General features: G+C 59.0%; 25 protein-coding genes. 17 read left to right on the top strand and 8 right to left on the bottom strand.

The genetic code is table 11. The features are described 5' to 3' along the window. Nucleotides 1-7: 7 nt before the first annotated feature. The 3 genes from AC2FL1_RS14715 to AC2FL1_RS14705 all read right to left on the bottom strand — a co-directional run bounded on the left by AC2FL1_RS14715 (nt 8) and on the right by AC2FL1_RS14705 (nt 1,119). Entirely contained in the window at nt 8-316 is a 309-nt protein-coding gene (locus AC2FL1_RS14715; RefSeq protein WP_496877466.1) for an FAD-dependent oxidoreductase, read from the bottom strand. Nucleotides 317-331: 15 nt separating this feature from the next. Beyond that, on the bottom strand, nt 332-523 hold the full coding sequence (locus tag AC2FL1_RS14710; protein WP_496877442.1) for an NAD-binding protein: 192 nt from the start codon (nt 521-523) through the stop codon (nt 332-334). Nucleotides 524-636: 113 nt separating this feature from the next. Beyond that, complete coding sequence (locus AC2FL1_RS14705) at nt 637-1,119, bottom strand: cupin domain-containing protein (RefSeq protein WP_496877465.1); 483 nt, start codon at nt 1,117-1,119, stop codon at nt 637-639. Between the two features lie 232 nt (nt 1,120-1,351). Between AC2FL1_RS14705 and aptA the strand changes: the two genes are divergently transcribed. The 6 genes from aptA to AC2FL1_RS14675 all read left to right on the top strand — a co-directional run bounded on the left by aptA (nt 1,352) and on the right by AC2FL1_RS14675 (nt 6,738). Beyond that, nucleotides 1,352-2,668 carry an omega-aminotransferase AptA gene (aptA, locus tag AC2FL1_RS14700; RefSeq protein WP_496877441.1) on the top strand — a complete coding sequence of 439 codons (1,317 nt, stop codon included), beginning with the start codon at nt 1,352-1,354 and terminating at the stop codon, nt 2,666-2,668. A gap of 33 nt (nt 2,669-2,701) precedes the next feature. Then, complete coding sequence (locus AC2FL1_RS14695) at nt 2,702-3,133, top strand: hypothetical protein (RefSeq protein ID WP_496877440.1); 432 nt, start codon at nt 2,702-2,704, stop codon at nt 3,131-3,133. A 57-nt stretch (nt 3,134-3,190) separates the two neighbouring features. After that, a complete protein-coding gene (gene dctP, locus AC2FL1_RS14690; RefSeq protein WP_496877439.1) occupies nt 3,191-4,198 on the top strand; it encodes a TRAP transporter substrate-binding protein DctP in 1,008 nt (335 codons plus the stop codon). Between the two features lie 67 nt (nt 4,199-4,265). Beyond that, entirely contained in the window at nt 4,266-4,880 is a 615-nt protein-coding gene (locus tag AC2FL1_RS14685) for a TRAP transporter small permease (protein WP_496877438.1), read from the top strand. Next, a complete protein-coding gene (locus AC2FL1_RS14680) occupies nt 4,877-6,169 on the top strand; it encodes a TRAP transporter large permease (RefSeq protein WP_496877437.1) in 1,293 nt (430 codons plus the stop codon). The genes AC2FL1_RS14685 and AC2FL1_RS14680 overlap by 4 nt, the downstream gene beginning before the upstream one ends. A gap of 86 nt (nt 6,170-6,255) precedes the next feature. Further along, the gene (locus tag AC2FL1_RS14675) at nt 6,256-6,738 is read left to right on the top strand and encodes a universal stress protein (RefSeq protein ID WP_496877436.1); all 483 of its coding nucleotides are present in this window, start codon (nt 6,256-6,258) and stop codon (nt 6,736-6,738) included. 396 nt (nt 6,739-7,134) lie between these two features. On the opposite strand, the gene AC2FL1_RS14670 is transcribed toward AC2FL1_RS14675, so the two are convergent. Continuing rightward, complete coding sequence (locus tag AC2FL1_RS14670) at nt 7,135-8,022, bottom strand: LysR family transcriptional regulator (RefSeq protein ID WP_496877435.1); 888 nt, start codon at nt 8,020-8,022, stop codon at nt 7,135-7,137. A 111-nt stretch (nt 8,023-8,133) separates the two neighbouring features. Here AC2FL1_RS14670 and AC2FL1_RS14665 point away from each other — a divergent pair, with 111 nt between their 5' ends. From AC2FL1_RS14665 to AC2FL1_RS14655, 3 genes are read left to right on the top strand one after another with little or no spacing between them, the layout of a single operon-like run. Then, nucleotides 8,134-8,826, top strand: coding sequence for a pirin family protein (locus tag AC2FL1_RS14665; protein WP_496830041.1), 693 nt, complete (start codon nt 8,134-8,136; stop codon nt 8,824-8,826). Between the two features lie 16 nt (nt 8,827-8,842). Beyond that, on the top strand, nt 8,843-9,397 hold the full coding sequence (locus AC2FL1_RS14660) for an NADPH-dependent FMN reductase (protein ID WP_496830043.1): 555 nt from the start codon (nt 8,843-8,845) through the stop codon (nt 9,395-9,397). Continuing rightward, entirely contained in the window at nt 9,282-9,629 is a 348-nt protein-coding gene (locus AC2FL1_RS14655) for a DUF2798 domain-containing protein (RefSeq protein WP_496877434.1), read from the top strand. The genes AC2FL1_RS14660 and AC2FL1_RS14655 overlap by 116 nt, the downstream gene beginning before the upstream one ends. A 340-nt stretch (nt 9,630-9,969) precedes the next feature. On the opposite strand, the gene AC2FL1_RS14650 is transcribed toward AC2FL1_RS14655, so the two are convergent. Then, nucleotides 9,970-11,001 (bottom strand): phosphotransferase family protein, encoded by a 1,032-nt coding sequence (locus tag AC2FL1_RS14650; protein ID WP_496877433.1) that lies wholly within the window; start codon nt 10,999-11,001, stop codon nt 9,970-9,972. Nucleotides 11,002-11,011: 10 nt separating this feature from the next. After that, the gene (locus tag AC2FL1_RS14645; RefSeq protein ID WP_496830049.1) at nt 11,012-11,989 is read right to left on the bottom strand and encodes an NADPH:quinone oxidoreductase family protein; all 978 of its coding nucleotides are present in this window, start codon (nt 11,987-11,989) and stop codon (nt 11,012-11,014) included. Nucleotides 11,990-12,151: 162 nt separating this feature from the next. Between AC2FL1_RS14645 and AC2FL1_RS14640 the strand changes: the two genes are divergently transcribed. The 4 genes from AC2FL1_RS14640 to AC2FL1_RS14625 all read left to right on the top strand — a co-directional run bounded on the left by AC2FL1_RS14640 (nt 12,152) and on the right by AC2FL1_RS14625 (nt 16,009). Further along, nucleotides 12,152-13,438, top strand: coding sequence for a TRAP transporter large permease (locus AC2FL1_RS14640; RefSeq protein ID WP_496877432.1), 1,287 nt, complete (start codon nt 12,152-12,154; stop codon nt 13,436-13,438). A 1-nt stretch (nt 13,439) separates the two neighbouring features. Continuing rightward, nucleotides 13,440-13,952, top strand: a complete 513-nt coding sequence (locus tag AC2FL1_RS14635; RefSeq protein WP_496830053.1) for a TRAP transporter small permease — start codon at nt 13,440-13,442, stop codon at nt 13,950-13,952. A gap of 45 nt (nt 13,953-13,997) precedes the next feature. Further along, nucleotides 13,998-15,041, top strand: a complete 1,044-nt coding sequence (locus AC2FL1_RS14630) for a TRAP transporter substrate-binding protein (RefSeq protein ID WP_234143787.1) — start codon at nt 13,998-14,000, stop codon at nt 15,039-15,041. A gap of 62 nt (nt 15,042-15,103) precedes the next feature. Continuing rightward, complete coding sequence (locus tag AC2FL1_RS14625; RefSeq protein ID WP_496877431.1) at nt 15,104-16,009, top strand: amidohydrolase family protein; 906 nt, start codon at nt 15,104-15,106, stop codon at nt 16,007-16,009. Between the two features lie 2 nt (nt 16,010-16,011). On the opposite strand, the gene AC2FL1_RS14620 is transcribed toward AC2FL1_RS14625, so the two are convergent. Both AC2FL1_RS14620 and AC2FL1_RS14615 read right to left on the bottom strand, forming a co-directional pair. Next, nucleotides 16,012-16,749: a GntR family transcriptional regulator gene (locus AC2FL1_RS14620; RefSeq protein ID WP_496877430.1), complete on the bottom strand. Its 738-nt coding sequence runs from the start codon at nt 16,747-16,749 to the stop codon at nt 16,012-16,014. Nucleotides 16,750-16,792: 43 nt separating this feature from the next. Then, the gene (locus AC2FL1_RS14615; protein ID WP_234143790.1) at nt 16,793-17,017 is read right to left on the bottom strand and encodes a biotin/lipoyl-binding carrier protein; all 225 of its coding nucleotides are present in this window, start codon (nt 17,015-17,017) and stop codon (nt 16,793-16,795) included. Between the two features lie 144 nt (nt 17,018-17,161). Here AC2FL1_RS14615 and AC2FL1_RS14610 point away from each other — a divergent pair, with 144 nt between their 5' ends. From AC2FL1_RS14610 to AC2FL1_RS14595, 4 genes are read left to right on the top strand one after another with little or no spacing between them, the layout of a single operon-like run. Further along, nucleotides 17,162-18,718 carry an acyl-CoA carboxylase subunit beta gene (locus AC2FL1_RS14610; RefSeq protein WP_496877429.1) on the top strand — a complete coding sequence of 519 codons (1,557 nt, stop codon included), beginning with the start codon at nt 17,162-17,164 and terminating at the stop codon, nt 18,716-18,718. 7 nt (nt 18,719-18,725) lie between these two features. Then, a complete protein-coding gene (locus tag AC2FL1_RS14605; protein ID WP_496830062.1) occupies nt 18,726-20,096 on the top strand; it encodes an acetyl-CoA carboxylase biotin carboxylase subunit in 1,371 nt (456 codons plus the stop codon). A 23-nt stretch (nt 20,097-20,119) separates the two neighbouring features. Continuing rightward, nucleotides 20,120-21,667 carry a class I adenylate-forming enzyme family protein gene (locus tag AC2FL1_RS14600; protein WP_496877428.1) on the top strand — a complete coding sequence of 516 codons (1,548 nt, stop codon included), beginning with the start codon at nt 20,120-20,122 and terminating at the stop codon, nt 21,665-21,667. A 28-nt stretch (nt 21,668-21,695) separates the two neighbouring features. Continuing rightward, nucleotides 21,696-22,937 carry an acyl-CoA dehydrogenase family protein gene (locus tag AC2FL1_RS14595; RefSeq protein WP_496877427.1) on the top strand — a complete coding sequence of 414 codons (1,242 nt, stop codon included), beginning with the start codon at nt 21,696-21,698 and terminating at the stop codon, nt 22,935-22,937. Nucleotides 22,938-23,036: the final 99 nt, after the last annotated feature.

The following is a 23,036-nucleotide window of genomic DNA, read 5'->3' as shown; positions in this document are numbered from 1 at the left end:
AAATACATTAGCCCGATCCTCTGGCGTTAAATCCGTGAACGGTGGCGCGATACGCCAACATTGGGTCGCCGGTGACATCGCCAATCGCAAAGATCGCCGGGTTCGAGGTGACGCACGAGCCATCGACCGGGATGACGCCCCGGTCGATGACCTCGATATTGGCCTTTGTCACCGAGATCTTGTCGCCACTGGCGCTGCGCCCAACCGCTTGAATGACGGCGTCAGCCCTGATCGCGCCTTCGAACGCATGTTGGCATGTCAGTGTCAGCGCCGACTTGGTCGCCTTGACAGAGGCAACCTTGGTACCGGTATGCAGGGTGATACCATCCGCTTATAGCGCCGTATGCAGGATACGAACGGCCTCGGCATCGGGGGCGATCTGGTCCATGAACTCGACCACCAACACCGCTGATCCCAGCGCGGCATAGACCGTCGCCATTTCCAGCCCAGCGGTCGAATCCCGGATGCGATTGTCGTTTGGCCTGCCGGGCAGGTGGACCGGCGACGATCTTGTCGCAATCACAGCCTGAGCGAAGGTTCAGCGGGTGCTGTCAATGTCGAGATTATCTGGACGAGTAGCCCGATATCGACCGGGTAGAGTTGCCAGCGTGAAAACCGAACGCACAGGTGTTTATCCTAAAACGAGGATGGTGTGCATGCGCTGATCACCTTGCAGGCGGTGTCACCTGCATTACGGAACCGATGGGGAAGGATGCTGGAAAAATAGTAAGCGTCCCCGGGTCCCAGAACACGGGATTGGCCATCGACAGTAACCTCAAGCCTGCCCTCGATGACCACCGCGCATTCCTCGCCCTCGTGCGAAAGCGCGGTCCGGCCGGACTCTGCACCGACTTCATATTCTTCTATCAGCATCTGAAGCTTGCGATTCCGCCGCTCACCCGCGACGAGAAGGTAGGAAATACCGTGAGAGCCAAGGTCGCGCATACCGCTATGGGGAAAAAAGAAGCCTTCGTCGTCCTTCAACTCGAAGCTGAAGAAAAAACCCAGATTCACATCAACACCGGCAAGGATTTTCTTGAGAAGCGCTACTGACGGTTGGGTCGAGGCACTTTCGATCTGTGAGATCGTACCGCTGCCGACGCCTGCTCTCTTGGCCATTTCACGCTGACTCAAACCCTTCGACGTTCGAATCAATCGCAATCGCCGTGCAACTTCCAAATCTGATGTGACGGATTCTCCCAAGGCGCTTTCCTGCTTTCGATCAAAAGCAGAATAGTTTCGCACTCCCAAGTTTTCAACGCCTTAGAGATCTCTACAAAACCGGCTGCACAGCATTCGGCGCATCTGCAAACATGTCAACAATATTAAAATTCACCAAGAGGGATTTCCGGTGCTCGATAAGCGCAACACTTTGACATCGTTCTGGATGCCATTCACGGCAAATCGCGATTTCCTGCGCGACCCACGGATGATCCAGTCTGCCGAAGGCATGTTTTATACCAGCGCCGACGGTCGGAAGGTCATGGATGGTACGGCCGGTCTCTGGTGCGTCAACGCTGGGCATCGCGATCCGTTGATTGTAGAGGCCTTGCAGCGCCAGGTCCAAGAGCTGGACTATGCGCCGAGTTTTCAATTCTCGCATCCGCAGGCATTCGAACTCTCCTCAAGGCTGACCGCCTTGATGCCCGAAGGCATGAACCACGCATTCTTCACCAATTCCGGGTCTGAATCGGTCGATACTGCACTGAAGATCGCACTGCACTACCACCGGATGCGGGGCGATGCGTCGCGGACTCGGCTGATCGGACGGGAGCGCGGTTATCACGGGACCGGCTTTGGTGGCATTTCCGTCGGCGGGATTGTCAAGAACCGGATGTATTTCGGGTCATTGCTGACGGGCGTCGATCATTTGCCGCATACGCATGACCTTGAGCGTAACGCTTTCTCGCGTGGCTGCCCGGCTCATGGAGCAGAGCTTGCCGATGATCTGGAGCGTATTGTCGCCCTGCATGATGCCTCGACCATCGCGGCAGTGATCGTCGAACCGATGGCGGGCTCGACGGGCGTTCTGTTGCCGCCGAAAGGCTATCTGAAACGTCTGCGCGAAATCTGTGACCGATACGGTATCCTCCTGATTTTCGACGAGGTGATCACCGCCTTTGGCCGTTTGGGCGCGGCCACGGCTGCGGAGTATTTCGAGGTTACCCCGGATATCATCACCACTGCGAAGGGGCTCACAAACGGCGTCATCCCGATGGGTGCCGTGATCGTGCGCGACGAAATCTACAATTCCGCCATGGAAAACGCGGATGCGCCTATCGAACTGTTCCACGGCTATACTTATTCGGCCAACCCGATGGCCTGCGCGGCGGCCCTGGCAACGCTTGAGAGCTACGAACAAAACGATCTCTTCAGGCGTGCTGCGTTGTTGTCGCGGGTTTGGGAGGAACAGCTGCATGCGCTGAAAGGTTTGCCGAATGTCATGGATATTCGGAACCTGGGGCTGGTCGGTGCCATTGAACTTGCGCAGCGTGATGGCGCACCGGGAGCGCGGGCCTACGAGGCAATGAAACGGGCCTGGGACGCTGGGATCATGATCCGCGTCACCGGAGACATCATCGCGTTGTCTCCGCCGCTGATCATCTCTGAGCCCGAAATCGTAACTCTGTGCCAAACACTGGGCGAGGTTCTGGCGGACCTGCCATGACCCCTGACTGATTTTCCCAGAAGGACCCAGATCATGAAAGATGCCCCCCCGATCGATTTGATCGGACACGACAGGCGTGGCCAAATCTCTGCTTCGCCACAACAAGAAGAAACCCAACCGGTCTTCAAGCCCGTGACAGGTGCGCGGTCCGGGCGGGTCCCGCTGGTAGGCGTGCAGACATTGGGCCAAGCGGTTGCCGTTGCCAAGTCCAAGGCGACAAATCGTGCCGACCCTTCTCATGTGGTGAATGGTGTCGTGCGATATTGCATCGCCAAAGCGCCGGATAGTGTCGCTCTCACCTCGGTCTGTGTCGCTGACAAAGTGACCCTGCCGCGTGCCCTGTCTTTGGCTGACAGCGGCCCCAAGGCGGCATTGCCCCGGAATGACCGCCTGGTGAACGGGGCCAACACGGCGCTCCGCACCATTACTCACAAATTCGAAGATCCCAGAAATTTGCTGTCTTGAGCAAATCATTGCCCGTCATGGGACGGGCGCAACTCGCCAACAGGAGGACAAACCCAAATGAGTTTGAACAAGATCAAGAACGTCGTGATTGCGGGCGCCATCGGCGCAGTGATGTCGACCGCGGCAGCCGCAGATGACATCAAGCTGCGCTTTGCCGGCGTTTTCCCGATCGACCATCAGGGCACGAAGATGATGGAGCAGGTCGCGGCCGACGTCGCGGCAGCGAATGTCGGACTGACGATCGAAGTCTTTCCGGCAAACCAGCTCGGCTCGGGCGAGGCACTGTTCGAGGACGTGGCGCGCGGCAATATCGATCTGGCCGCTGCCTTTATCTATGCGGATACCGATCCGCGGCTCGAGTTCCTTTCGATGCCGTTCCTTGTGAGCGGCTGGGACGACATGAACAACATCATGCGCAACATGGATTCCGAGTATAACAAGATCCTGCAAGAAATTACCGGGGAATATGGGGTCAAGATCATGGCCCAGAACCCGGAAGGTTTCGTCGGAATCGTTGCCACGCAGGAACCGACCAACTGGAACACTTTCGAAGACAAGGGCATGAACATTCGTGTCTGGTCTTCGAGTGTCGTGAAATCGATGGTCGAAGAGCTCGGTTTCCAGGCTACCACGATGGCCTGGGGTGACATCTTTCCGGCAATCCAGTCCGGCATCGTCGATGGCGCGATCTGCTGCACAAAGACCGCAACCTACTCCATCTTCGCAAAGTCGGACGTCGGTACGCATTTCGTCGAATACAACTCGATCTCTGAATTGACGACCTTCTATGCGTCGCAGCGGACGCTGGACAAGCTGAATGACGAACAGCGCAATGCCCTCCAGGCGGCAATGAGCAAGGCGTCGGACGACTTCTTTGAGTACAATCGCGAGAACGACGAAGTCTTTGGGCAGAAGCTGCTGGACAAGGGCTACACCATCCTGAGCCTGAGCGCCGAAGAACAAGCCGCAATGGCTGCGCATGTCCAGGAAAAGGTCTGGCCGTCAATGGCGAAGAACGTCGGGCAGGACATCATCGACCGTCTGCTGGCAGCCAAGAACAACTGACCAGCGGGGGCCGGCACAGCAGCCGGCCCCTTTTGCTTTGCAGCGTAAAAGGGAAGGGAGGGAGAAAATGTCCAGTACATTGGACGAACGGCCGCCGGTCATCCTCGACGAGGAAAGCAACCGCCCGCAAAGGATCACCGACGAACTGCCTGCTGTCATTGGCTATCCCATGAAGTTGGTAGCATTGGTCATGCGGCAGATCGTGATGTTCACAGGGTTTCTGATGGCATTCACATTCGGCGCCGTGGTCGTGATCAGATACGGATTCGGCGGCGACCTTTTTGCCTACGAGGAATGGCTTCTGGGGATCAGCATCGTCGGCTTTTTTGCCGGTGCTGTCCTCGCCTCGGCGCGAAATCTGCACATCAATGCAGACATACTTGGGATCGTGATCCAGAACCCCCGGCTGATCTGGTGGCGCGGGTTTGTCGTGCTGATGGTCGAATTGCTGGTGATCCTGTTTCTTGTTTACGCGTGCTATGTCTCGCTGCTTGACGATTTCTCGTTCCCTCGTTTGCGGGCAACCCCGGTGTTGCGCATTCCGTTCGTGAGCTGGCGGATCGGGATCATGATCGCCTTCGGCTTCATGGCGATGTTCACCGCTGCCTACCTCTACGTTCATATCCGCAAGGGGCTTGGCCTTCCGCTGAAATCCGACCTGTCCAGGAGGGCCGCAAAATGATCATCACCGGTAGTCTTCTTATCGTCTGCGCGATGCTGCTTCTTGGTGTCAGTGTCTTTGTGGCCTTTGGGGCGGTTCTGATCTTTATCGCTCTTGTCGGGGATCAATCGATCACGGGATACCTGCCGACGGGTTCGACGGGGATCCGGTCACTGGTTCTTCTGGCAATCCCGCTCTTCATGATTGCCGGCGGTATCATGGAGAAAGGCAAGATCGCAGCGCCTCTTGTCGCACTTGCAGAAATGTTCATCGGGCATATCAAGGGCGGTCTCAGCGCGGCCGGCGTCTTGGCTTGCGGGGTCTTCGGGTCGATTTCCGGCAGTGCCAACGCCACGCTGACCTGTATCGGCGGCATCATGATGCCACACCTGAAAAAGGCCAATTATCCGGGGGGCCAATCGGCAGCGCTCATTGTTGCCGCAAGCCCACTTGGTCTTCTGATTCCGCCAAGCTCGTCCCACATCCTGTACGGATGGGTTGCTCAGCAGCACGTTCTGAAGTGCTTTCTGTCCACTGTGATCCCGGCGATCATCCTGATCACGCTGCTGATCGTGGTCAATCAGTTCATGCTGCGTAAATACGACGGTATCAACCTGACGGAACGGCCAAAGCCTTTCCTGCCAACCTTCGGTCGTCAGGCACGGCTGGCAGGGCCCGCCCTGATGATGCCTCTCATCATCCTCGGCGGGATCTATGGTGGTATCATGACGCCCACCGAAGCGGCGGGTATCGCAGTGGTTTATTCGATCCCCATCGCGATCTATTTCTACCGCGGCCTGACCTGGAAAACTCTGGCTCAAACGATCCAGGGGTCGGGCGTCACCATCGGCGTGGTGATGGTCATGATCTTCATGGTTCTGATCGTATCGGACAATCTGATCGCGCAGGGCGCGCCGCAGCTGGCCAAAGACCTGGTCTATTCGGTTTCCGATAATCCGATCGTCATCCTGCTGATGATCAACGTCGTGATGATCCTGATCGGGATGCTGATGGATGATATCTCGGGCCTTCTTCTGGCAACGCCGATCCTGTTGCCCATCGCGCAAAGCACCGGGATGGATCCGATCCATTTTGCGGCTGTCATTGGCGTAAACCTCGGCATGGCGAACATTACCCCGCCGACGGCACCTTTGCTCTATCTGGGTGCTCAGGTCTGTGACGAGCCGGTTTCGCGGATGCTTTGGCCGACGTTGATCTTCATCATCTTTGCCTGGCTGCCAACGCTGATGCTGACGACGTTCGTTCCCGAGCTTGCCCTGTTTTTGCCTGACCTTCTGCTGGGGAAATAAGGCACGCAGACCAAGGCACGCCGGATCAAGACAACAATCGTGCATCCCGGATTGGGTTCCGGGATGCGCGGCAACCGGCCCGACAAATGACACTTGAGAACAAGCGGCAGGCTGGGAGAGCCGGCGAAACGACAGAAACCCGAAACGCGAGGATAACTATGTACAGCAATATTTTGGTCGCTCTTTCGTTGGAACACGGCATCAGTGAACAGGCACTTGCGGCAGCCCGCGCCCTGTCTTCCGAGGGAGGGAAAATCACCGCAGTCCATGTCCATGAACCACCTAACAAGCAGATCATGTACTACATGGACGAAGGTGTTTCCGAGAAATCCTACAACAAGGCACAGTCCAGTCTGGCTGAGCGGCTGCGAGGGGAAACCGGTGTCATTCCTCTTCTGCTCGAAGGCCAGTCGGCCGGGCGGGCGATCACCGAGTTTGCCAACAACAACGGCATAGACTGCATCGTTCTCGCCTCTCACAGGCCGGGAATGAAGGAGTTCTTTCTGGGTTCGACGGCGGCGCTGGTGGTTCGGCACGCCCATTGCACCGTGCACGTGCTGCGACTGTGACGTTTCTGTTGGGCCCACTCCCGCCAGAGCTTTGGCATTCCTGCCGCAGATGGTGATTGGAATCTTGCCAGGCTCTGAGCCTGAGGAGGATCACGCCGGGGTTGCTCCCGCCCCGGCGTGATCTGCTCCACGCGACGTGTCGCCTAAACCTCAAGAATAACCGCATCGGGAAAGACCTCGTTCACACTCGTCTGCCAAGGTGGAGCGGCCATTTTCTCGGATGGTGCTATGCGCTTCGATCTCTGGGAGCGGCCGCCCTTCGCCGTCGCGAACTCCACGGCGTTCAATGATGTGCAGCCCTTCTATCGTGCCGCAGCGACCAAGCGGCACAAGGGCAATCCCCAAGGCAGGTTTCTGGCGTCTTGTCCGACCGAAAGCTTGGTCGCAGGGGTCTTGTCAGGCGTCTTGGGTCTTCGGCATCCTCAAGCTGTCCCAAATGGCTTGCGCAACCGTGCCCTGCGTCACATCACGCCTGCGCATCGCATAATGCGAAACCCGTGTGGGCGGGTAGCCTTCGATGTTGAGCGGCACCAAAGAACCCTCGTCCAATTCTGCCTGTATCATGTGCTGGGGCAAACCGCCCCAGCCCATATTCGCTATAAGGATCTCCTTTTTGGTGGCGAAGTCGGACACCGTCCAGCGCAAGCCACCCGGCAGGATGCCCCTGCTTTGCGTGGCTGAACGAGCGCTGTCGGATACCACAACCTGGATATGGGTTTGCATCTCGGTATCCGATTTCATCCGGTCGTCCTGGGCGGCAGGAAAATCGGGATGTGAAACGGGGATCATCATGACCGGTTTCAGAGGCAGCGCCTCGATGCGGTCCAGCGGCACGTCATCCAGCGTCGAGATTGCGATCTGCACGTCTCCGGCCAGAAGCCTTTCCAGCGATCCCCCCATGTTGTCGCGTGACATCTTGATATGAGTGGCCTGGAACCGGGCCGTCATCTCGCTGACCAGGGACAGGATCGGAGGCAGCGGGTAAGTGGCCGTGACGGTCAGTGCCACTTCGGCCTCTTGCTCGCTGCGCAACGTCGCCGCGATCGACTTGAGTTCCTGTACACGTTGCAGAACGCGTGTGGCATGTCGGTAGATCACCTCGCCCCGTTCCGTCAATGATGGTCGATAGGCGTCGCGCGACAGCAACTCGAACCCGATCTCGTCTTCAAGCTTTTTCATCATATGGCTGATGGCGGATTGAGCCTTGTTCAAATGGCTTGCCGCCGCGCGAAATGTGCCATGTTCGACAATGGCGTTTAAAACAATCAGTTGTTCCAGGGTCATGGTCGCGCCTTCGTGGTGATCTAATAATTAGATCATAATAGTGAAGAAACGATATTATCAATTGCTGATTGCCGGTTCTAGGTTGCTCTCGGACACAGTCGAGTAACAGAGATGACCCAGACAAACATACGCATCATTCACCGCGATGACCTGCCGTTAGGTGGCTTTGCCGGTATTGTCGAGACCCGCATGGTGCAGAGCCCACGCGTCTTTCCGGGCGCTGAAAAGCGCCCCGGTATCAGCCATGGATTGGGAGATTTCATCTTTCTGGCGACGGGATATTACAAGCCCGGAGACGGCGCGCCGATGCATCCTCATCGGAATGTGGACATCATCAGCTTTATCCCCAACGGCAAGATTGGCCACGAAGGCACTATCGGCCACGGCACGACCATCACAGGGCCGGGTGTCCAGGTGCAACGCGCGGGAACGGGCCTGCAACACGCCGAATTCAATCTGACCGGTCAACATACGGAACTGGTGCAGATCTGGTTTCTGCCTCCGAAACGCGGGCTCAGGCCCGAGTACCGGGACATCGCGCTTGAACAGGGGCGGATCACAACCGTGCTGGGCGGGTCAGATGGTACATTCGAGAGCAAGATGACGTGCCAGATCGGTCTTCTGAACCCCGGGCAAACCGCTCGTACCGGGCATCGTTTCGTGGCGTTTCTCAGTAACGGTCACGCCACAGCGAATGGTGAGCCGGTCAAGGCTGGCGATATCATCGAGGGTGATGCGCTCGAACTGGAAACGCAGAGCGGATGCAACCTCGTATTGATCCAATTCACTGAAACCTTCCAATAACGATCGGAGAACACCCATGAAAATCGTAGCGTTTGGCGCAAGTAACACGAAGAACTCGATCAACAAGGCGTTGGCGCGGTTTACCGCAACACTGGTTCCGAATGCCGAGATCGAGATCCTGGACCTGAACAACTATGATCTACCCATCTTCAGCGAAGATATCGAGAAGGAGATCGGCCAACCGCAAGCAGCCAGAGAATTCTACCACAAGATCGGTTCCGCCGACGGCGTGATCGTATCCTTTGCCGAACACAATGGATCCTATTCCGCGGCCTACAAGAACCTCTTCGACTGGGCGAGCCGGATCGATCAGAAAGTGTTCCAGAACAAACCGACCGTCTACCTTGCGACCTCTCCCGGACCGGGGGGCGCAGGAAGCGTGCTGGCCGCGGCCAAAGGTTCGGCACCGTTTTTCGGCGCGGACCTTAAGGCGGCGGTTTCCGTTGCGAGCTTTCATGACGCTTATGACGCGGAAACCGGGCGCATCACCGAGCCGAACGCGCTGGCCGATCTGTCCGCCGCGGCCAAGGCATTGTCCATGCAGGAGGTTGTCGAACATGTTGCGTCATGATCGTCTACAACGGCTCGCGAGCTCTTTGGTCATGTCCGCCTTCATGTCGATGGCGTTGTCGGGTGTCTTCAGCCTCTTGGAGTTCGGTGTCTCGTGGCTGTGGCTGCGGGTCTGGGGGCAAAGCATTCTGATTGCGCTGCCTATCGCGTTTTCACTGGATATGATGTTCGGAAACTCGCTGCGTTTTTTCTCGAAGAGAGTGGCAGACAAGGCCGCGCGCACATGGCTTTGATTTTCAGGTTCGGGAGAGTGATCGCGCCCTCCCGAACCTTGGATCTGAACGCATCGATCACGGTTGCGCATCACGTGTCGGCGTATGGAAGCCTTTCTTGATCCACGCTTGTGCGTCTTGCGGAAGCCACAGCTTGACCGGCTTGGCAATTTCTTTCCACGACCGAGCCGAATGAGTTTTTGACCAACCGAAACGGCCGCTACACGAACGAGAGGCAGACAACCAGAACGTCGCGGCCCGGTGCCACGGTTTTGCCATCCGTCACCGATACGATCATGAAATGATGGGTCGAGCAGCGGTTCTTGTCGGTGCGCCCGTCGGGCGTCAGCCGCGGATTGGCTTACCGGCCTTGGGTCACCTCGATGGCAAGCGCCGTGAGGTTATCGACCGCCTGCCGCATCTCCGTCATGCTGGCGGGATTGGTCGCGTTGCCCTGCTGCGCCCTTTGGATGACCCCCGTTGCAATTGCGATCAGGCGAAAGAAGGAAAAGGCCAGCGCAAACGTCCAGTCTTGCGGAAGGTCGATCCGGCGCTGCGCGCAGTAGCGTTCGACAAATGCTCTTTCGTCGGGAAGGCCCAGAGCGGTGCGATCCAGCTTTCCCAATCCCTTGATGACTCCATTTTCCGGCAACCGGAGGCACATGCAGAAATATGCCAGATCTGCAATCGGGTGGCCGAGGGTGCAAAGCTCCCAATCCAAAATACCGATCAGGGTTTCGGCATCATGGGAAAAGACCAAGTTGTCGATCCTGAAATCGCCGTGCACGATGCTGACCTGCCCGTCGTCCTCGGGTTCATGGGTCTCAAGCCAGCGGATTAGGTGTTCAATCCCGGCCGCGTATCCGTCGGCGCTTTCGCGATACTGTTTTGTCCAGCGTCTGAGCTGTCGAGAGAAGTAATTGCCGGGTGCACCGAAATCGGCCAATCCGATTGATGCCGGATCAATCGCGTGCAACCGCGCCAGCGCGGTACAAATCTGATCATGGACATCGGCGCGTTCCCCGAGGACCAGTTCTGGCAGGGCCGGGTCCCAGAAGATCCGGCCATCCAGCATTTCCATCACGTAGAACATCGTGCCAAGCGGGTTCTGCTCGCCGCTCAGGTGATAGACCCTCGGAACGGGTACCGGCGTGTCTGCCAATGCGCCGAGCACCCGGAATTCGCGGTCCACCTGATGCGCCGAGGACAGGAGACGGCCGGGTGGTTTCGCACGCAGAACATAGGCATGCGGGCCACTGACGATCCGGTAGGTGGGATTTGACTGCCCACCGCCAAATCGTTCGATCTCGTCGAGCTGACCGAAATTGTCGATATGCGTGGCGAGATAGGTCGACAACTCTTGCCGGTCGAACTGGTGAAGCGGTTTCGGCATGTGACGCGCCTCAGCCCAGACTGATGACGAGCTTGCCCTGCACGGTGCGCTGAGAGAGCTTTTCCAGCGCCGCAGTCGCGTTTTCCAGCCCCTGAATTACCTCGACCTTCGGTTTCACCTTGCCAGCGGTGTAGAAACCGAACAGCTCTGCGGTTGCCTCGGCATGGCGCGCGGGATTGCGTTCGACGGCGGCGCCCCAGAACACGCCTGTGATCGAACAGGCCTTGAGCAGCGGCAGATTCATCGGAAGCTTGGCGATACCAGCGGGAAAGCCGACGACAAGATATTGGCCTTCCCAGGCGATGGCGCGCAGGGCCGGTTCCGAATAGTCCCCACCTACCGGATCATAGATGACATGCGCACCCGCCTTGCCACAGAGATCCTTGAACCGGCTTGCGAGTTCCTTCTTGTCGAAATCCCCTCTTGGATAGACCAGGCCATCATCGGCCCCGGCATCCAGCGCGGTGCGAAGCTTGTCCTCTGATGAAACCGCCGCCAGCACCCGTGCGCCCATGACCTTGCCCAGTTCGACGGCGGCAAGGCCTACACCACCAGAGGCGCCGAGTACCAGCAGCGTGTCCCCCTTGCCCAAAGCCGCGCGGTCCCTGAGCGCGTGATAGGATGTGCCATAGGTCATCATGAAGGCCGCAGCGTCCTCGAATGGCATGTCATCGGGTATTTTTGAAACCTTGTCGGACCCGACAACCACACGTTCGGCCAGGCCGCCCCAGCCCGAGAAGGCAAGAACCCTGTCCCCAACGGCGAGACCGGTGACACCGTCACCCACGGCCTCGACAATACCGGAAACTTCGGAGCCGGGGGCGAAAGGGCGGGGTGGCTTGAACTGATACAAATCCCTTATGATCAACAGATCAGGAAAGTTGAGGCCCACCGCCTGAACCTTGACCAGAACTTCACCTGCGGCGGGTGTCGGGGCAGGAATGTCATCTATCCGAAGCGTTTCGGGGCCTCCGGGCGTATGGCTCATGAGCGCTTTCACAGGCGTCCATCCTCTGTTCTGGGGCTTCTAGATCTCTCGCCCAATATTGTTGACAATCTTTATGTTCGCATCTTAGGCTCATACAACATGTATCGCAACCCGCTCGCAAAGGCCGTGCGGTGATTGTCGAAATGGGAGGAATGGGGCCAGATGGAAATCATCCTGCTCGTGGTCTGCTTTGTGATCCTCGTGCTGGTCGGCGCTCCTGTGGCGCTGGCAATGATCGTGATGCCGACGGGATACATCCTGCTGACGGGCGCGGCGCCGCTGCTGACCGTACCGCATCAGATGTACGAAGGCATTGCTCATTTCCCGCTTGTGGCGGTTCCTTTCTTCATGCTGACGGGCGAGCTGATGAACGGCTCGTCGGTGACCGAACGGATCATGCGGCTCAGCCGTGTCATCGTCGGGCGGATGCGCGGCGGGCTGGCACAGGTCAACATTGTGGCCAGCATGTTCTTTGCGGGAATGAACGGGTCCGCCGTGGCCGATACCGCGACCATAGGCACGATCATGATCCCTGACATGAAGGCAAAAGGGTACACCCCGGCCTATGCGGCGGCGATCACGGCGATCGGCTCGACCATTGGCGGCATCATCCCGCCAAGTATCGCCATGATCGTGCTGGCCAGCTCTGTGAATCTGTCGGTCGGCGCGCTGTTCGCCGGGGGGGTCCTGCCGGGTATCCTGATCGGCTTGCTGCTCATGTTGACGGCGTGGATCATCGCCAAGGCCAAAGACCACGAGCGTGGAGATGAACCGTTTACCATCCGTGCCTTCATCGCTGCGGCATGGGGCGCGTCTTTGGCGCTCAGCGTTCCGCTGATCCTGGTGGTTGGCATTTTTGGTGGCTGGTTCAGCTCGGTCGAGGCGGGGGCAATCACGGCGCTGGTTGCGCTTACCCTCGGAACCGTCGTCTATCGCGATCTCGATCTGGCGTCTTTTCTCGGAGCGCTCAATCGTACGGTGCGGATGTCGGCGTCGGTCTTTGTCATCATCGCTGCGGCCGGTCCCTTCACGTGGCTTCTGGCGCGTTTGGGGGCGCTTGAGATGTTGCAGAACTGGCTTCTCGGCTTTGCCGAAACGCCGTTCCTCTTCGCGCTCATGCTGCTGGGCCTTATCCTGCTTGCCGGTATGATCATGGATGCCGCCGCCAATATCATTGTGCTCGGCCCCTTGCTGGTCGCCGCCTGCGAGACCGCCGGCTATGAGCCGGTCCAGGCGGCGCTTGTCGTGGTTGTCGGTTTCCTGCTGGGCACGGTCACCCCGCCCGTCGGGGTCTGCTATTTCACGGCGACCGCCATTGCTGGCTGTCGGCTGGAGCAATCCGCAGCAGCCCTCGTGCCATTCCTAATGGCCGAAATCGTCGTTCTGCTGCTTATGCTTTTCCTGGCGCCGTTGACGCTCTTCCTGCCGCAGCTGTTGGGGTTCATCTGACATGGACTTTTTGAAACGCATTGCTGATCTGGCGGATTTCGTGATCCTTCGCGCCCTTCCCGTGATTTGTGGTTTCATGCTGGTACTGATGGTGGTTTTCATCGCCTACACGGTGGTCATGCGCACCGTCTTTCTCAATCCGCCATTCTGGGGCGACACACTGGCGCTTTTCGCCAATGTCTGGATGGTGTTTCTTGGCCTGATTATCGCCGTGCGCGAACGGTCGAACATCGCGATGGAGGCGCTCTATCAGATGATCCCCGCACGGTACGGCAGGCTTTTCCGCAAGCTTTGGGCGCTTGTTTTTGCAGGCTTTGGATTGCTGTTGCTGATCAAGGGCCATGAGGCCGCTTCGCGTATTCTGGGCTCATACTGGGAGCTTGGAAACCTGCCGAAATCCTACCCGATGATGATCCTGCCGATCACCGGAGCGGGTATCCTGGTCGCCTCTCTCCTCTCGTTTGTCCGCCCGCTCGATGAAGAGCCCCATACCGACGAACAGGAGTTTCCCTGAACCTTTGCCGATTGTGCAAACCCGACAAGAAACAAGGAGGTTGAAATGAAATTGAAACGGATGAGAAGCGCCCTGCTGGGAGGTGCGCTGGCAGCTCTGACTGCGGGAACAGCCTGGGCCGAGGCCGAGATCAAGTTGGTCTTTGGCGTGGCAGGTCAACCAACCTGGGGTTTCGGAAAGCTGCTGACAGATGTGATCGAACCCAATCTCGAAAAATACTCGGATGGCCGAATTGATCTGGAGGTGCATCAACGCGGCGCATTGTGCAGCGAAGCGGCCTGCATGGAGCAGTTGGGGCTTGGTCAGATCGACATGACAACCGTTTCGGCGGGTAACATGGGTGCGTTTGGCAAAACGTTCGACATTCTGAACCTGCCCTATCTGTTCAAAGGTCAGCAAGAAGCCGAGACCATCATGCGCGGTTGGCTGAGCGATGAGCTTGCCAAGCAGGCGGCCGAAGAAATGGGCATCCACGTGCTGGCGACGGTGTCGTCCGGTGGTTTCCGCAACGTGGTCAATACCGAGCGCGAAGTCCGTGTGCCCTCCGATCTCAACGGTCTCAAGATCCGGGTGACCAAAAGCCCGACCGAATTCAATCTGGTGCAGGGGTGGGGCGGGGTTCCCATTCCGTATGCCTGGGCCTCGCTCTATGAGGGTCTGCAGTCCGGCGTCGTTCAGGGCATGTATCTGCAGGACGTTTTCGTCTCGGCGGCCAAGTTCTATGAGGTAACCAAGTTCGTCACCCGCGTAGAAAGCTCTTACAGTGGCCGTCCGGTGATGATGAGCAAGCAGCGCTATGACGAGTTGCCCGACTGGGCAAGGGAGGCCATCGACAAGGTTGCCGTGGACATTGCCAACGAGGCACTGAACTTCGATCTGGCCTGGCAGGAAGAAGCCGTCGCCGCGATGCAGGACAAGGTTGCGGTCTATGTCCCGACCGAGACGGAACTGGCCGAATGGTCGAAAGGCGCAGTTGACGCTTGGGTCGCTGTCAAAGGCACCTATGATCCGGCACTTGCGCGGCGCATTCTGGAAGAGCAGGGTCAGACCGAGCTGATCGGGCTGCTCGAAGAGGCCGGCGCGCTCTAAGCCTGCCACTTGCGAGGCCTGCTTCCTCCCGGCAGGTCTCGTTCCTATTCAGGATGGGAAACATGGACATCATCGACGCGCATCATCACCTCTGGGATGTAGAGAAGAACGGTGCAAGCTATCCTTGGTACACTGAGGATCACGGCGACCGGGGCTGGGGCGACACCTCGGCCCTCATGCGTAACTACACGCCTGTCGAACTGCAAAGAGATGCCCGAGAGGGTGGGGTGACGGTTCTGAAATCGGTCCATGTGCAGGCCAATTTCGATTTCTCGAATCCGGTGGGGGAAACCCGATGGCTTGAAGAAATCGCGCAGGAAGAGGGGTCAGGTAACCTGCCGACCGCAATTGTCGGTTATGCCGATCTGTCCAAGATGAATGTGGGGCGGGTGCTTGAGGCGCATGCGGAACACCCTCGCTTTCGCGGTGTGCGGCAGGTGCTTAATCGGCACGACGATCCGAAACTGAACCGCGCGCCGCAGGATTTCTTGGCCAACCCGGACTGGCGGACAGGGGTGCAAAGACTTTCTGACATGGGCCTCAGCTTTGATGCGCAGATCTATCATCAACAGGCTGCGGCCTTGATCGAAGTGGCCGGTGATCTCCCCGAACTCGACATCGTTATTGATCACGCGCTGATGCCTGCCGAACGGGATGACGCGAATATCGAGGGCTGGCGGCAGGCCGTCATGCGCCTTGCCGAGCTGCCAAATCTGTCGATGAAAATCAGCGGCTTCGGTATGGTGGATAACAACTGGTCAACCGAAAGCATTCGCCCCTTTGCTCTGCATTGCATCGATGCGTTCGAACCGGACCGGATCATGTTCGGCTCAAACTTTCCCGTCGACAAACTGATGTCGGATTACGGTCGGCTCTGGCGAGCCTATGACGAGATCCTCTCAGGTTTTTCCGAGGCTGAACGCCATGCCATGCTGATCGGCACGGCTGAACGTTTCTACAGGATCTGATTTCAGGAGGCCGCGTCTTTTTCTTCGCGCAGCAACCGGATTGCGTGGACCTTGGATTCCTCTACCAGGCGCCGCGCGGTCTGTTCGGCCTGAGCGCCCCGGCCTGCTGCAATGTGATCGACCAGTTCCGACCAGTTTTCGCAGGACTGAACTCGGCGTTCCGGCGACGAGAGGCCAAGCCGTGAGTAACGCAGGGTCTGGTGAAAGAGCAGTGTCACCATCGAGTTGAGACGTTCATTGCCCGATGCCTCGCTGATGGACAGCCCAAACTCGACCACCGCGTCGACATAGTCGGCCGAGGCCTTGGGCCCCGTTTTCTTGGCAAGCTTGTTCAAGGTCGAAAGATGCCGATGCAGCATGTCGATATCATCCTTGCTACGTGTCTCGGCCAGCCGGCGCGCGCCAAGACCCGCGAGCACGGCGCGGATGTCGAAAACATCGGCAACCTCTTTGGCGGACAGTTGAGTGACAATCGCCCCCCGCCTGGGCGCGATCGTAACCAACCCGGCATTTTCAAGAATGCGCAAGGCTTCGCGTACAGGGCCACGGCTTACCTTGTAGCGCTCCGAAATGCCGATCTCCTGCAACCGGTCATTCGGCATGTAGCGCTCGTTCACGATCTCATCGGCCAATTGCATGGCGATCTGCTCGGAAATCGACAGCGCTTCACTTCCCCCTGCGAGCGACGGCCTAAGTGAAGCAAGCATCGCGCGATGCAGTGCCGTTGTCTGTTGATACATCTACTTGTCCCTGCAGCTGCATATTACGCCCTAGCAAAGTTTATTAGCTTGGCGTGATGCGCACAAGCGGCTGACCCTCCGAGATGGCGTCGCCTTCCGCCACAAGGATTTCGGAAACGGTGCCGTCACAACTGGCCTCGGCCGGGATCTCCATCTTCATGGATTCCAGGATCATCAGGACATCTTCCTCTTCTACGGTGTCACCAACCTTGACCTCGATTTTCCAGACGGTGCCCGCGATCTCGGATTCGATCGTTTCGTCACTCATGCTTCATCCTCCACGATTTCCGCGCGCCCGACAGGCCCGGGCGACGACAGGTTTCATTCTTTTTAAATCATTCTTATTGTCAACAATCTTATTTTGTGTAGTCTGAATGAACGACCCGAGTGACAAGACCGGAGGGAGCGCCTCATGAGCTGGCAGAAAGAAGTTGACGAGATCAACAGGCGCCGCGAGATCGCGAAGGAGCTTGGTGGCGCAGAGGCAGTCAAGCGGCAACATGATGCCGGGCGGCTGACCGTGCGCGAGCGGATCGACATGCTCGTCGACAAAGGCAGCTTTCGGGAACTCGGCGCGCTCACTGGCAAGGCGACCTATGACAAGGATCACAACCTGATCGATGTAACCCCGGCCAATGCGGTGATCGGCACCGGCAAGATCGACGGGCGCAAGGTCTCGATCGACGGGGACGATTGGACCATTCGGGGCGGATCGTCCGAGGCGACGGTTTCGGAAAAATGGATCTATGCCGAGAATTACGCCGAGGCGATGCGCATGCCGTTGATCCGCCTCGTCGAAAGCGCCGGTGGCAGCGTCAAGATCCTCGACCAGAACGCCGCGACCAAGTTGCCGGCCTATCCCACCTGGAGCCTTGCGCGGATGATGGGAACGATCCCGGTGGTGGGGCTGGCCCTTGGCCCCTGCGCCGGGCTTGGCGCGATCAAGGCCGCCACGGCGCATTATTCGGTCATGATCAAGGGCACCAGCCAGGTCTTTGCCGGTGGCCCGCCGGTTGTCGAGCGCGGCATGGGGATCAAGGTCGACAAGGAAGAGCTGGGCGGTTCCAAGGTTCATACCCGCGAAAGCGGCGTGATGGGCAACGAGGCAAAGACCGAGGAAGAGGCCTTTGAGATGGTCCGCAAATTCCTCTCCTACTTGCCGTCGAGCGTGTACGAAATGCCGCCTGTTATCGACTGCGATGACCCCAAGGACCGCCGCGAGGAAGAGCTGATCGAGATCATCCCGCGCGACAAGCGCAAGGTCTACAAGTCGCGCAAGATTCTCGACATGGTCTTTGACAAGGGATCGGTCTTTGAACTGACCAAGGGTTACGGACGCTCGATCGTCACCTGTTTTGCACGGCTTGGCGGGCGGCCCGTCGGCGTCATCACCACCGACCCGATGCAATATGGCGGTGGTATGACCAAGGCCTCTGCCAGCAAGATGGAGGCGTTCATAGACCTGTGCGATACGTTCCACCTGCCGATCGTTCACATGGTTGACCAGCCCGGAACAATTGTTGGTCCCGAGGCCGAGCGCACCGGCGCCGTCAAGGGCTCGGTCCGTGTCTGCATGGCCATCGAACAGAGCCAGGTCCCCTGGTGTGCGATTATCACACGGCGGTGCTACGGGCTTGCGGGCAGCACCTTTGGCCGGGTTCAGGGGATCAACCTGCACTATGCCTGGCCCTCTGGACGTTGGGGCTCGATCCCGGTCGATGGCGGAGCAGAGGCCGCGTTCAAAAAGGAACTGGACGCGCTTGATCCCGAGGCCCGCGCTGTGCGCCTTGCCGAGATCGAAAGCCATTTCTTCCACATGGAATCGCCCTTCCTGACGGCAGAGAAATTCCGCATCCCCGACATCATCGACCCCCGCGACACCCGGGCGCTGCTCAATGACTGGCTCGATGACGCATGGAAGCTGATTCCGGACCAGCTGGGCCCCAAGGGCCGCACCTTCCGGATGTGAGGTCACCATGAAACGTCTGCTGATTGCCAATCGAGGAGAAATCGCCTGCCGCATCATCAGGGCGGCCAAGTCACTCGGGATCGAAACGGTCGCCGTCTGTTCAGAGGCCGATGCCGCCGCGATGCATGTGTCGATGGCAGACCGTTCCGTCTGCCTTGGCCCGCCACAGGCGGCGCAAAGCTACCTCAAGCAGGAGGCACTTATCGAGGCGGCTCGGTCAACCGGTGCCGATGCGGTGCATCCGGGTTATGGGTTTCTTGCCGAAAGCGCAGCGTTTGCCCGCAAGGTGACCGGGGCGGGCCTGACATGGGTCGGTCCTTCACCGGAAACGATCGCGGACATGGGGGACAAGGGGCAGGCCCGCGTTCTTGCGATCAAGGCGGGCGTGCCGGTTCTGCCCGGCTCGGAAAGTTTCGCCGAAGGCAAGCTCGACGGGCTTGAGGCGGCAGGCGCCGCCGTCGGGTTTCCGCTGCTGGTCAAGGCGACGGCCGGCGGGGGCGGTATCGGCATGCAGCGCGTCGACGACCCGGCCAAGCTGCGCAAGATCGCCGAACGCACCCAGTCCGCCGCTGCGCGGAGCTTCGGCGACGGCTCCATCTTTCTGGAACGCTACATCGCCCGCGCGCGCCATATCGAAATCCAGCTGTTCGGCTTTGGTGACGGGCGCGCGGTGCATCTGTTCGAACGCGACTGTTCGTTGCAGCGCCGTTTCCAGAAAGTGGTCGAGGAAAGCCCTGCGCCACAACTGGATCGGACGATTGCAGAGCGGATGGGAGAGGTCGCCTGCGCGCTGGCAGGCGCTGTGCATTATAGCGGCGCGGGGACGGTCGAATTCGTGTTGGATGCCGACACCGGAGAGTTCTTCTTTCTCGAGATGAATACGCGCATTCAGGTTGAGCACCCCGTAAGTGAAATGGTCACGGGAACCGATCTCGTCGCTGCCCAGCTGCGTCTGGCTGCAGGCGAGGATCTGACCGACGACCTGAGCGGTCGACCCCTTGCAGGCCATGCGGTCGAGTGTCGGCTTTACGCCGAGAACCCTGCGAAAAAGTTCCTCCCTTCACCCGGCACACTGGAACGTTTCACCCTGCCTGAAGGGATGGAGGGCATCCGTATCGACACGGGTGTGCGCGAGGGAGACACGATCACCCCGTTCTATGACCCGATGATTGCCAAGATCATCGCCTATGGGGACAGCCGCGATCAGGCCATCGGTCGGATCAATGCAGCGCTGCGCGCGACCGAAGTCGAAGGTCTTGTCACGAACCGGGATTTCCTGATCGCCGTCACATCGAATCCGACGTTCAAGGGTGGCGACGTATGGACGGGTTTCATCGATACGCATCTGGACGACCTGTTGTCTGCCTCCAGGAGCTGAGCGAGATGCCGGAAAGGACGACCATGAAACCGCCCCAATCGCTTCTACATGCATTGCAACCGTTTCTGGCTGGTGAACCGGACAAGGAAGCGCTTGTTTTTGGCGCTCATCGCCTGACCTTTGCCGAGATGGCCTGCCTCGCGGTCGCGCAAGCCGATGTTCTGCGCGACCACGGGGTAAAACGGGGCGACCGTGTCGCCGCAATTTTTCCCCCGCGACCCGAAGCCATCCTGTCCATGCTCGCGTGCTGGCTAGTAGGGGCGACGTGGATTGGTATCAATCCCCGCTATCAGCGCCGTGAACAGGCGCAAATCCTCATCGACGCAGATGTGACGCTTTTGATGTCGATGACCCGTATCGGCAACCGGGACCTTTCCGAAGACCTGGCAGGCCATGAAGCTGAGCTGGGGCTCGACATCATCCGCTTCCAGCAAGAGTTTATGATCGAGGGCCTGCCTGCTCCGGTCCCTCGCGATACCGCCATGGCCCGGTGGCATGTGGCGCTCGAACAGCTGGACCCCGAACAGCCAGCCGTGGTGATCTATACCTCCGGGTCGACCGGCAAGCCAAAAGGCGCTCTGATCACCCATGTCGGTCTGGCGTTCCGCTCGCATACACTGCACACGGACCGGTTCGATCTGCCGGCCCCGACGCAGCTTATCGACCTGCCGGTCAATCACATCGGCGCACTGGCCAGTGGCATTGGCGTTGCCATGGTGTCGGGCGGAAAAATGATCCTCTCGGAACAGTTCGATCCGGGAGTCACGCTGAGGACGGTCGAGCAAGAGAACCTGGCGATCCTGAGTGGCGTTCCCGCGATGCTTGCGCGGCTTGTCGATCATCCCGACTTCGGGTCGACGGATCTGTCTTCGATCAAGGCGATCAGCTGGGGTGCGGGACCCATCCCCGAGGCCGTGCTAAAGCGGCTGATGAGCGCGAGCGACGCGGTTTTCTCGCAGCAATACGGCATGACCGAAAGCAACGGTCCCATCGTCTTTACCCCGCCCACGCGAGACGTGGACATCCTGTTGCAGACGACGGGCAAACCTGATCCTCGCCTTGAGTTGCGCATCGCCGACGAGGCCGATGTTCCGGTGCCCATCGGAACCGAAGGCGAGGTGCAGGTCAGAAACCCGCATCCTTTCGCAGGCTATTTGGGCAATCCCGAAGCCAGCGCCGCCGCCTTTACGGCAGACGGGTTCCTGCACACGGGTGACCGGGCAAAGATCCGCGAGGATGGCTATCTCGTTTTTTGCGGACGCAGCAAGGAAATGTACAAATCGGGTGGCTTCAATGTCTATCCGCGCGAGATCGAGATCGCGCTCGAGGCGCATCCGGACATTCGGGCGGCCGCCGTACTGGGCGTTGACGATCCGCAATGGGGGCAGGTGGGTCATGCCTTTGTCGAACTGGCCGCCGAGTTGACCGCCGACGAGATCAAAGGCTGGTGCAGGGGGCGGCTGGCGGATTTCAAGGTGCCCAAGCGCATCAGCGTGATCGACACCATGCCACGCACGCCCGTGGACAAGGTGGACCGTATGCGCCTGGCAGAGATCGCGGCGCAAAGCTGACCCTAGGCAACGACAAGGAGGCCGTTTCATGGATTTTGCACCATCCCCCAAGGCCAGAGAATACGAAGCCCGGCTCGCCGCCTTCATGGCGGCCCATGTCTATCCTGCCGAACAGGTGTATCATGAACAACAACGCCAGGCGTCATCCCGTTGGGCGGTCCCGCCGGTGATCGAAGAGTTGAAAGCCAAGGCGCGCGCCGAGGGCTTGTGGAACCTGTTCCTGCCCGATCCTGAACTTGGCGCCGGGCTGTCGGTGCTGGAATACGCACCGTTGGCAGAGTTGACGGGCCGCAGCCATATCGCGCCCGAAGTATTCAACTGTAACGCTCCCGACAGCGGCAACATGGAAACGCTCTTTCTCTATGGAACCGAGGAGCAGAAGGATCGTTGGCTGCGTCCGTTGCTGGCGGGTGAAATCCGCTCGGCCTTCCTGATGACCGAACCGGATGTTGCTTCATCGGATGCGACAAATATCGAATGTGAAATGCGCCGCGATGGCGACGACTATGTGATCAACGGGCGGAAATGGTGGTCTTCCGGGGCGGGGGACCCGCGCTGTCGGATCTTTATCGTGATGGGCAAGACTGACCCCTCGGCGTCGGTTCATGCGCAGCAATCCATGGTGCTGGTGCCCGCGGACACGCCCGGTGTCACGGTGGAACGCCATCTGCCCGTGTTTGGCTATGACGACGCGCCACATGGTCATATGGAGGTATCGCTTGCCGAGGTGCGCGTGCCGGTCTCGAATGTGTTGCTCGGCGAGGGCCGGGGTTTCGAAATCGCGCAAGGGCGCCTTGGTCCTGGACGGATCCACCATTGCATGCGCTCTATCGGTGCCGCCGAGCGGGCGCTGGAACTGATGACCGACCGACTGCTGAGCCGCAAGGCATTCGGCAGAGCCATCGGCATGCACTCGGTCTGGGAAGAACGCGTCGCCAATGCGCGTTTGAACATCGAAATGACCCGCCTGATCTGTCTCAAGGCGGCGTGGATGATGGGTTCTGTCGGCAACAAGGCGGCCAAAGACGAGATCGCAATGATCAAGATTGCCGCCCCGAGCATGGCTGCAAAGGTGATCGACGATGCGATTCAGGCCTTTGGTGGGGCCGGTGTCTGCGATGACACGCCGCTGGCGTGGATGTATGCGGCGCAGCGCGCTCTGCGGCTTGCCGATGGGCCGGACGAGGTACATCGCCGTGCAATGGCCCGATCCGAATTCAAGCGCGCAGCGGGACGCATGGGTATCGACATTCGCTCCGTCGCTGGCTGACACTGCCCGACGCGCGCCATGTGTTTCGTTGTTCACAAGACACGAAAGCCTGCGAAACATCCGTCCGCCCGATGATCGGCATACTCCCCGTCATTGCAG

It is taken from the genome of Ruegeria sp. YKSF070 (genome assembly GCF_059612725.1).
This window is presented reverse-complemented; position numbering and strand designations above follow the sequence as displayed.

Coding starts and splice junctions, on each gene's coding strand:
- AC2FL1_RS14705 (WP_496877465.1), bottom strand. CDS start 1,119: ATGGCCAAGAGAGCAGGCGTCGGCAGCGGTACGATCTCACAGATCGAA.
- AC2FL1_RS14695 (WP_496877440.1), top strand. CDS start 2,702: ATGAAAGATGCCCCCCCGATCGATTTGATCGGACACGACAGGCGTGGC.
- dctP (WP_496877439.1), top strand. CDS start 3,191: ATGAGTTTGAACAAGATCAAGAACGTCGTGATTGCGGGCGCCATCGGC.
- AC2FL1_RS14685 (WP_496877438.1), top strand. CDS start 4,266: ATGTCCAGTACATTGGACGAACGGCCGCCGGTCATCCTCGACGAGGAA.
- AC2FL1_RS14680 (WP_496877437.1), top strand. CDS start 4,877: ATGATCATCACCGGTAGTCTTCTTATCGTCTGCGCGATGCTGCTTCTT.
- AC2FL1_RS14675 (WP_496877436.1), top strand. CDS start 6,256: ATGACACTTGAGAACAAGCGGCAGGCTGGGAGAGCCGGCGAAACGACA.
- AC2FL1_RS14670 (WP_496877435.1), bottom strand. CDS start 8,022: ATGACCCTGGAACAACTGATTGTTTTAAACGCCATTGTCGAACATGGC.
- AC2FL1_RS14665 (WP_496830041.1), top strand. CDS start 8,134: ATGACCCAGACAAACATACGCATCATTCACCGCGATGACCTGCCGTTA.
- AC2FL1_RS14660 (WP_496830043.1), top strand. CDS start 8,843: ATGAAAATCGTAGCGTTTGGCGCAAGTAACACGAAGAACTCGATCAAC.
- AC2FL1_RS14655 (WP_496877434.1), top strand. CDS start 9,282: ATGACGCTTATGACGCGGAAACCGGGCGCATCACCGAGCCGAACGCGC.
- AC2FL1_RS14650 (WP_496877433.1), bottom strand. CDS start 11,001: ATGCCGAAACCGCTTCACCAGTTCGACCGGCAAGAGTTGTCGACCTAT.
- AC2FL1_RS14645 (WP_496830049.1), bottom strand. CDS start 11,989: ATGAGCCATACGCCCGGAGGCCCCGAAACGCTTCGGATAGATGACATT.
- AC2FL1_RS14640 (WP_496877432.1), top strand. CDS start 12,152: ATGGAAATCATCCTGCTCGTGGTCTGCTTTGTGATCCTCGTGCTGGTC.
- AC2FL1_RS14635 (WP_496830053.1), top strand. CDS start 13,440: ATGGACTTTTTGAAACGCATTGCTGATCTGGCGGATTTCGTGATCCTT.
- AC2FL1_RS14630 (WP_234143787.1), top strand. CDS start 13,998: ATGAAATTGAAACGGATGAGAAGCGCCCTGCTGGGAGGTGCGCTGGCA.
- AC2FL1_RS14625 (WP_496877431.1), top strand. CDS start 15,104: ATGGACATCATCGACGCGCATCATCACCTCTGGGATGTAGAGAAGAAC.
- AC2FL1_RS14620 (WP_496877430.1), bottom strand. CDS start 16,749: ATGTATCAACAGACAACGGCACTGCATCGCGCGATGCTTGCTTCACTT.
- AC2FL1_RS14615 (WP_234143790.1), bottom strand. CDS start 17,017: ATGAGTGACGAAACGATCGAATCCGAGATCGCGGGCACCGTCTGGAAA.
- AC2FL1_RS14610 (WP_496877429.1), top strand. CDS start 17,162: ATGAGCTGGCAGAAAGAAGTTGACGAGATCAACAGGCGCCGCGAGATC.
- AC2FL1_RS14605 (WP_496830062.1), top strand. CDS start 18,726: ATGAAACGTCTGCTGATTGCCAATCGAGGAGAAATCGCCTGCCGCATC.
- AC2FL1_RS14600 (WP_496877428.1), top strand. CDS start 20,120: ATGAAACCGCCCCAATCGCTTCTACATGCATTGCAACCGTTTCTGGCT.
- AC2FL1_RS14595 (WP_496877427.1), top strand. CDS start 21,696: ATGGATTTTGCACCATCCCCCAAGGCCAGAGAATACGAAGCCCGGCTC.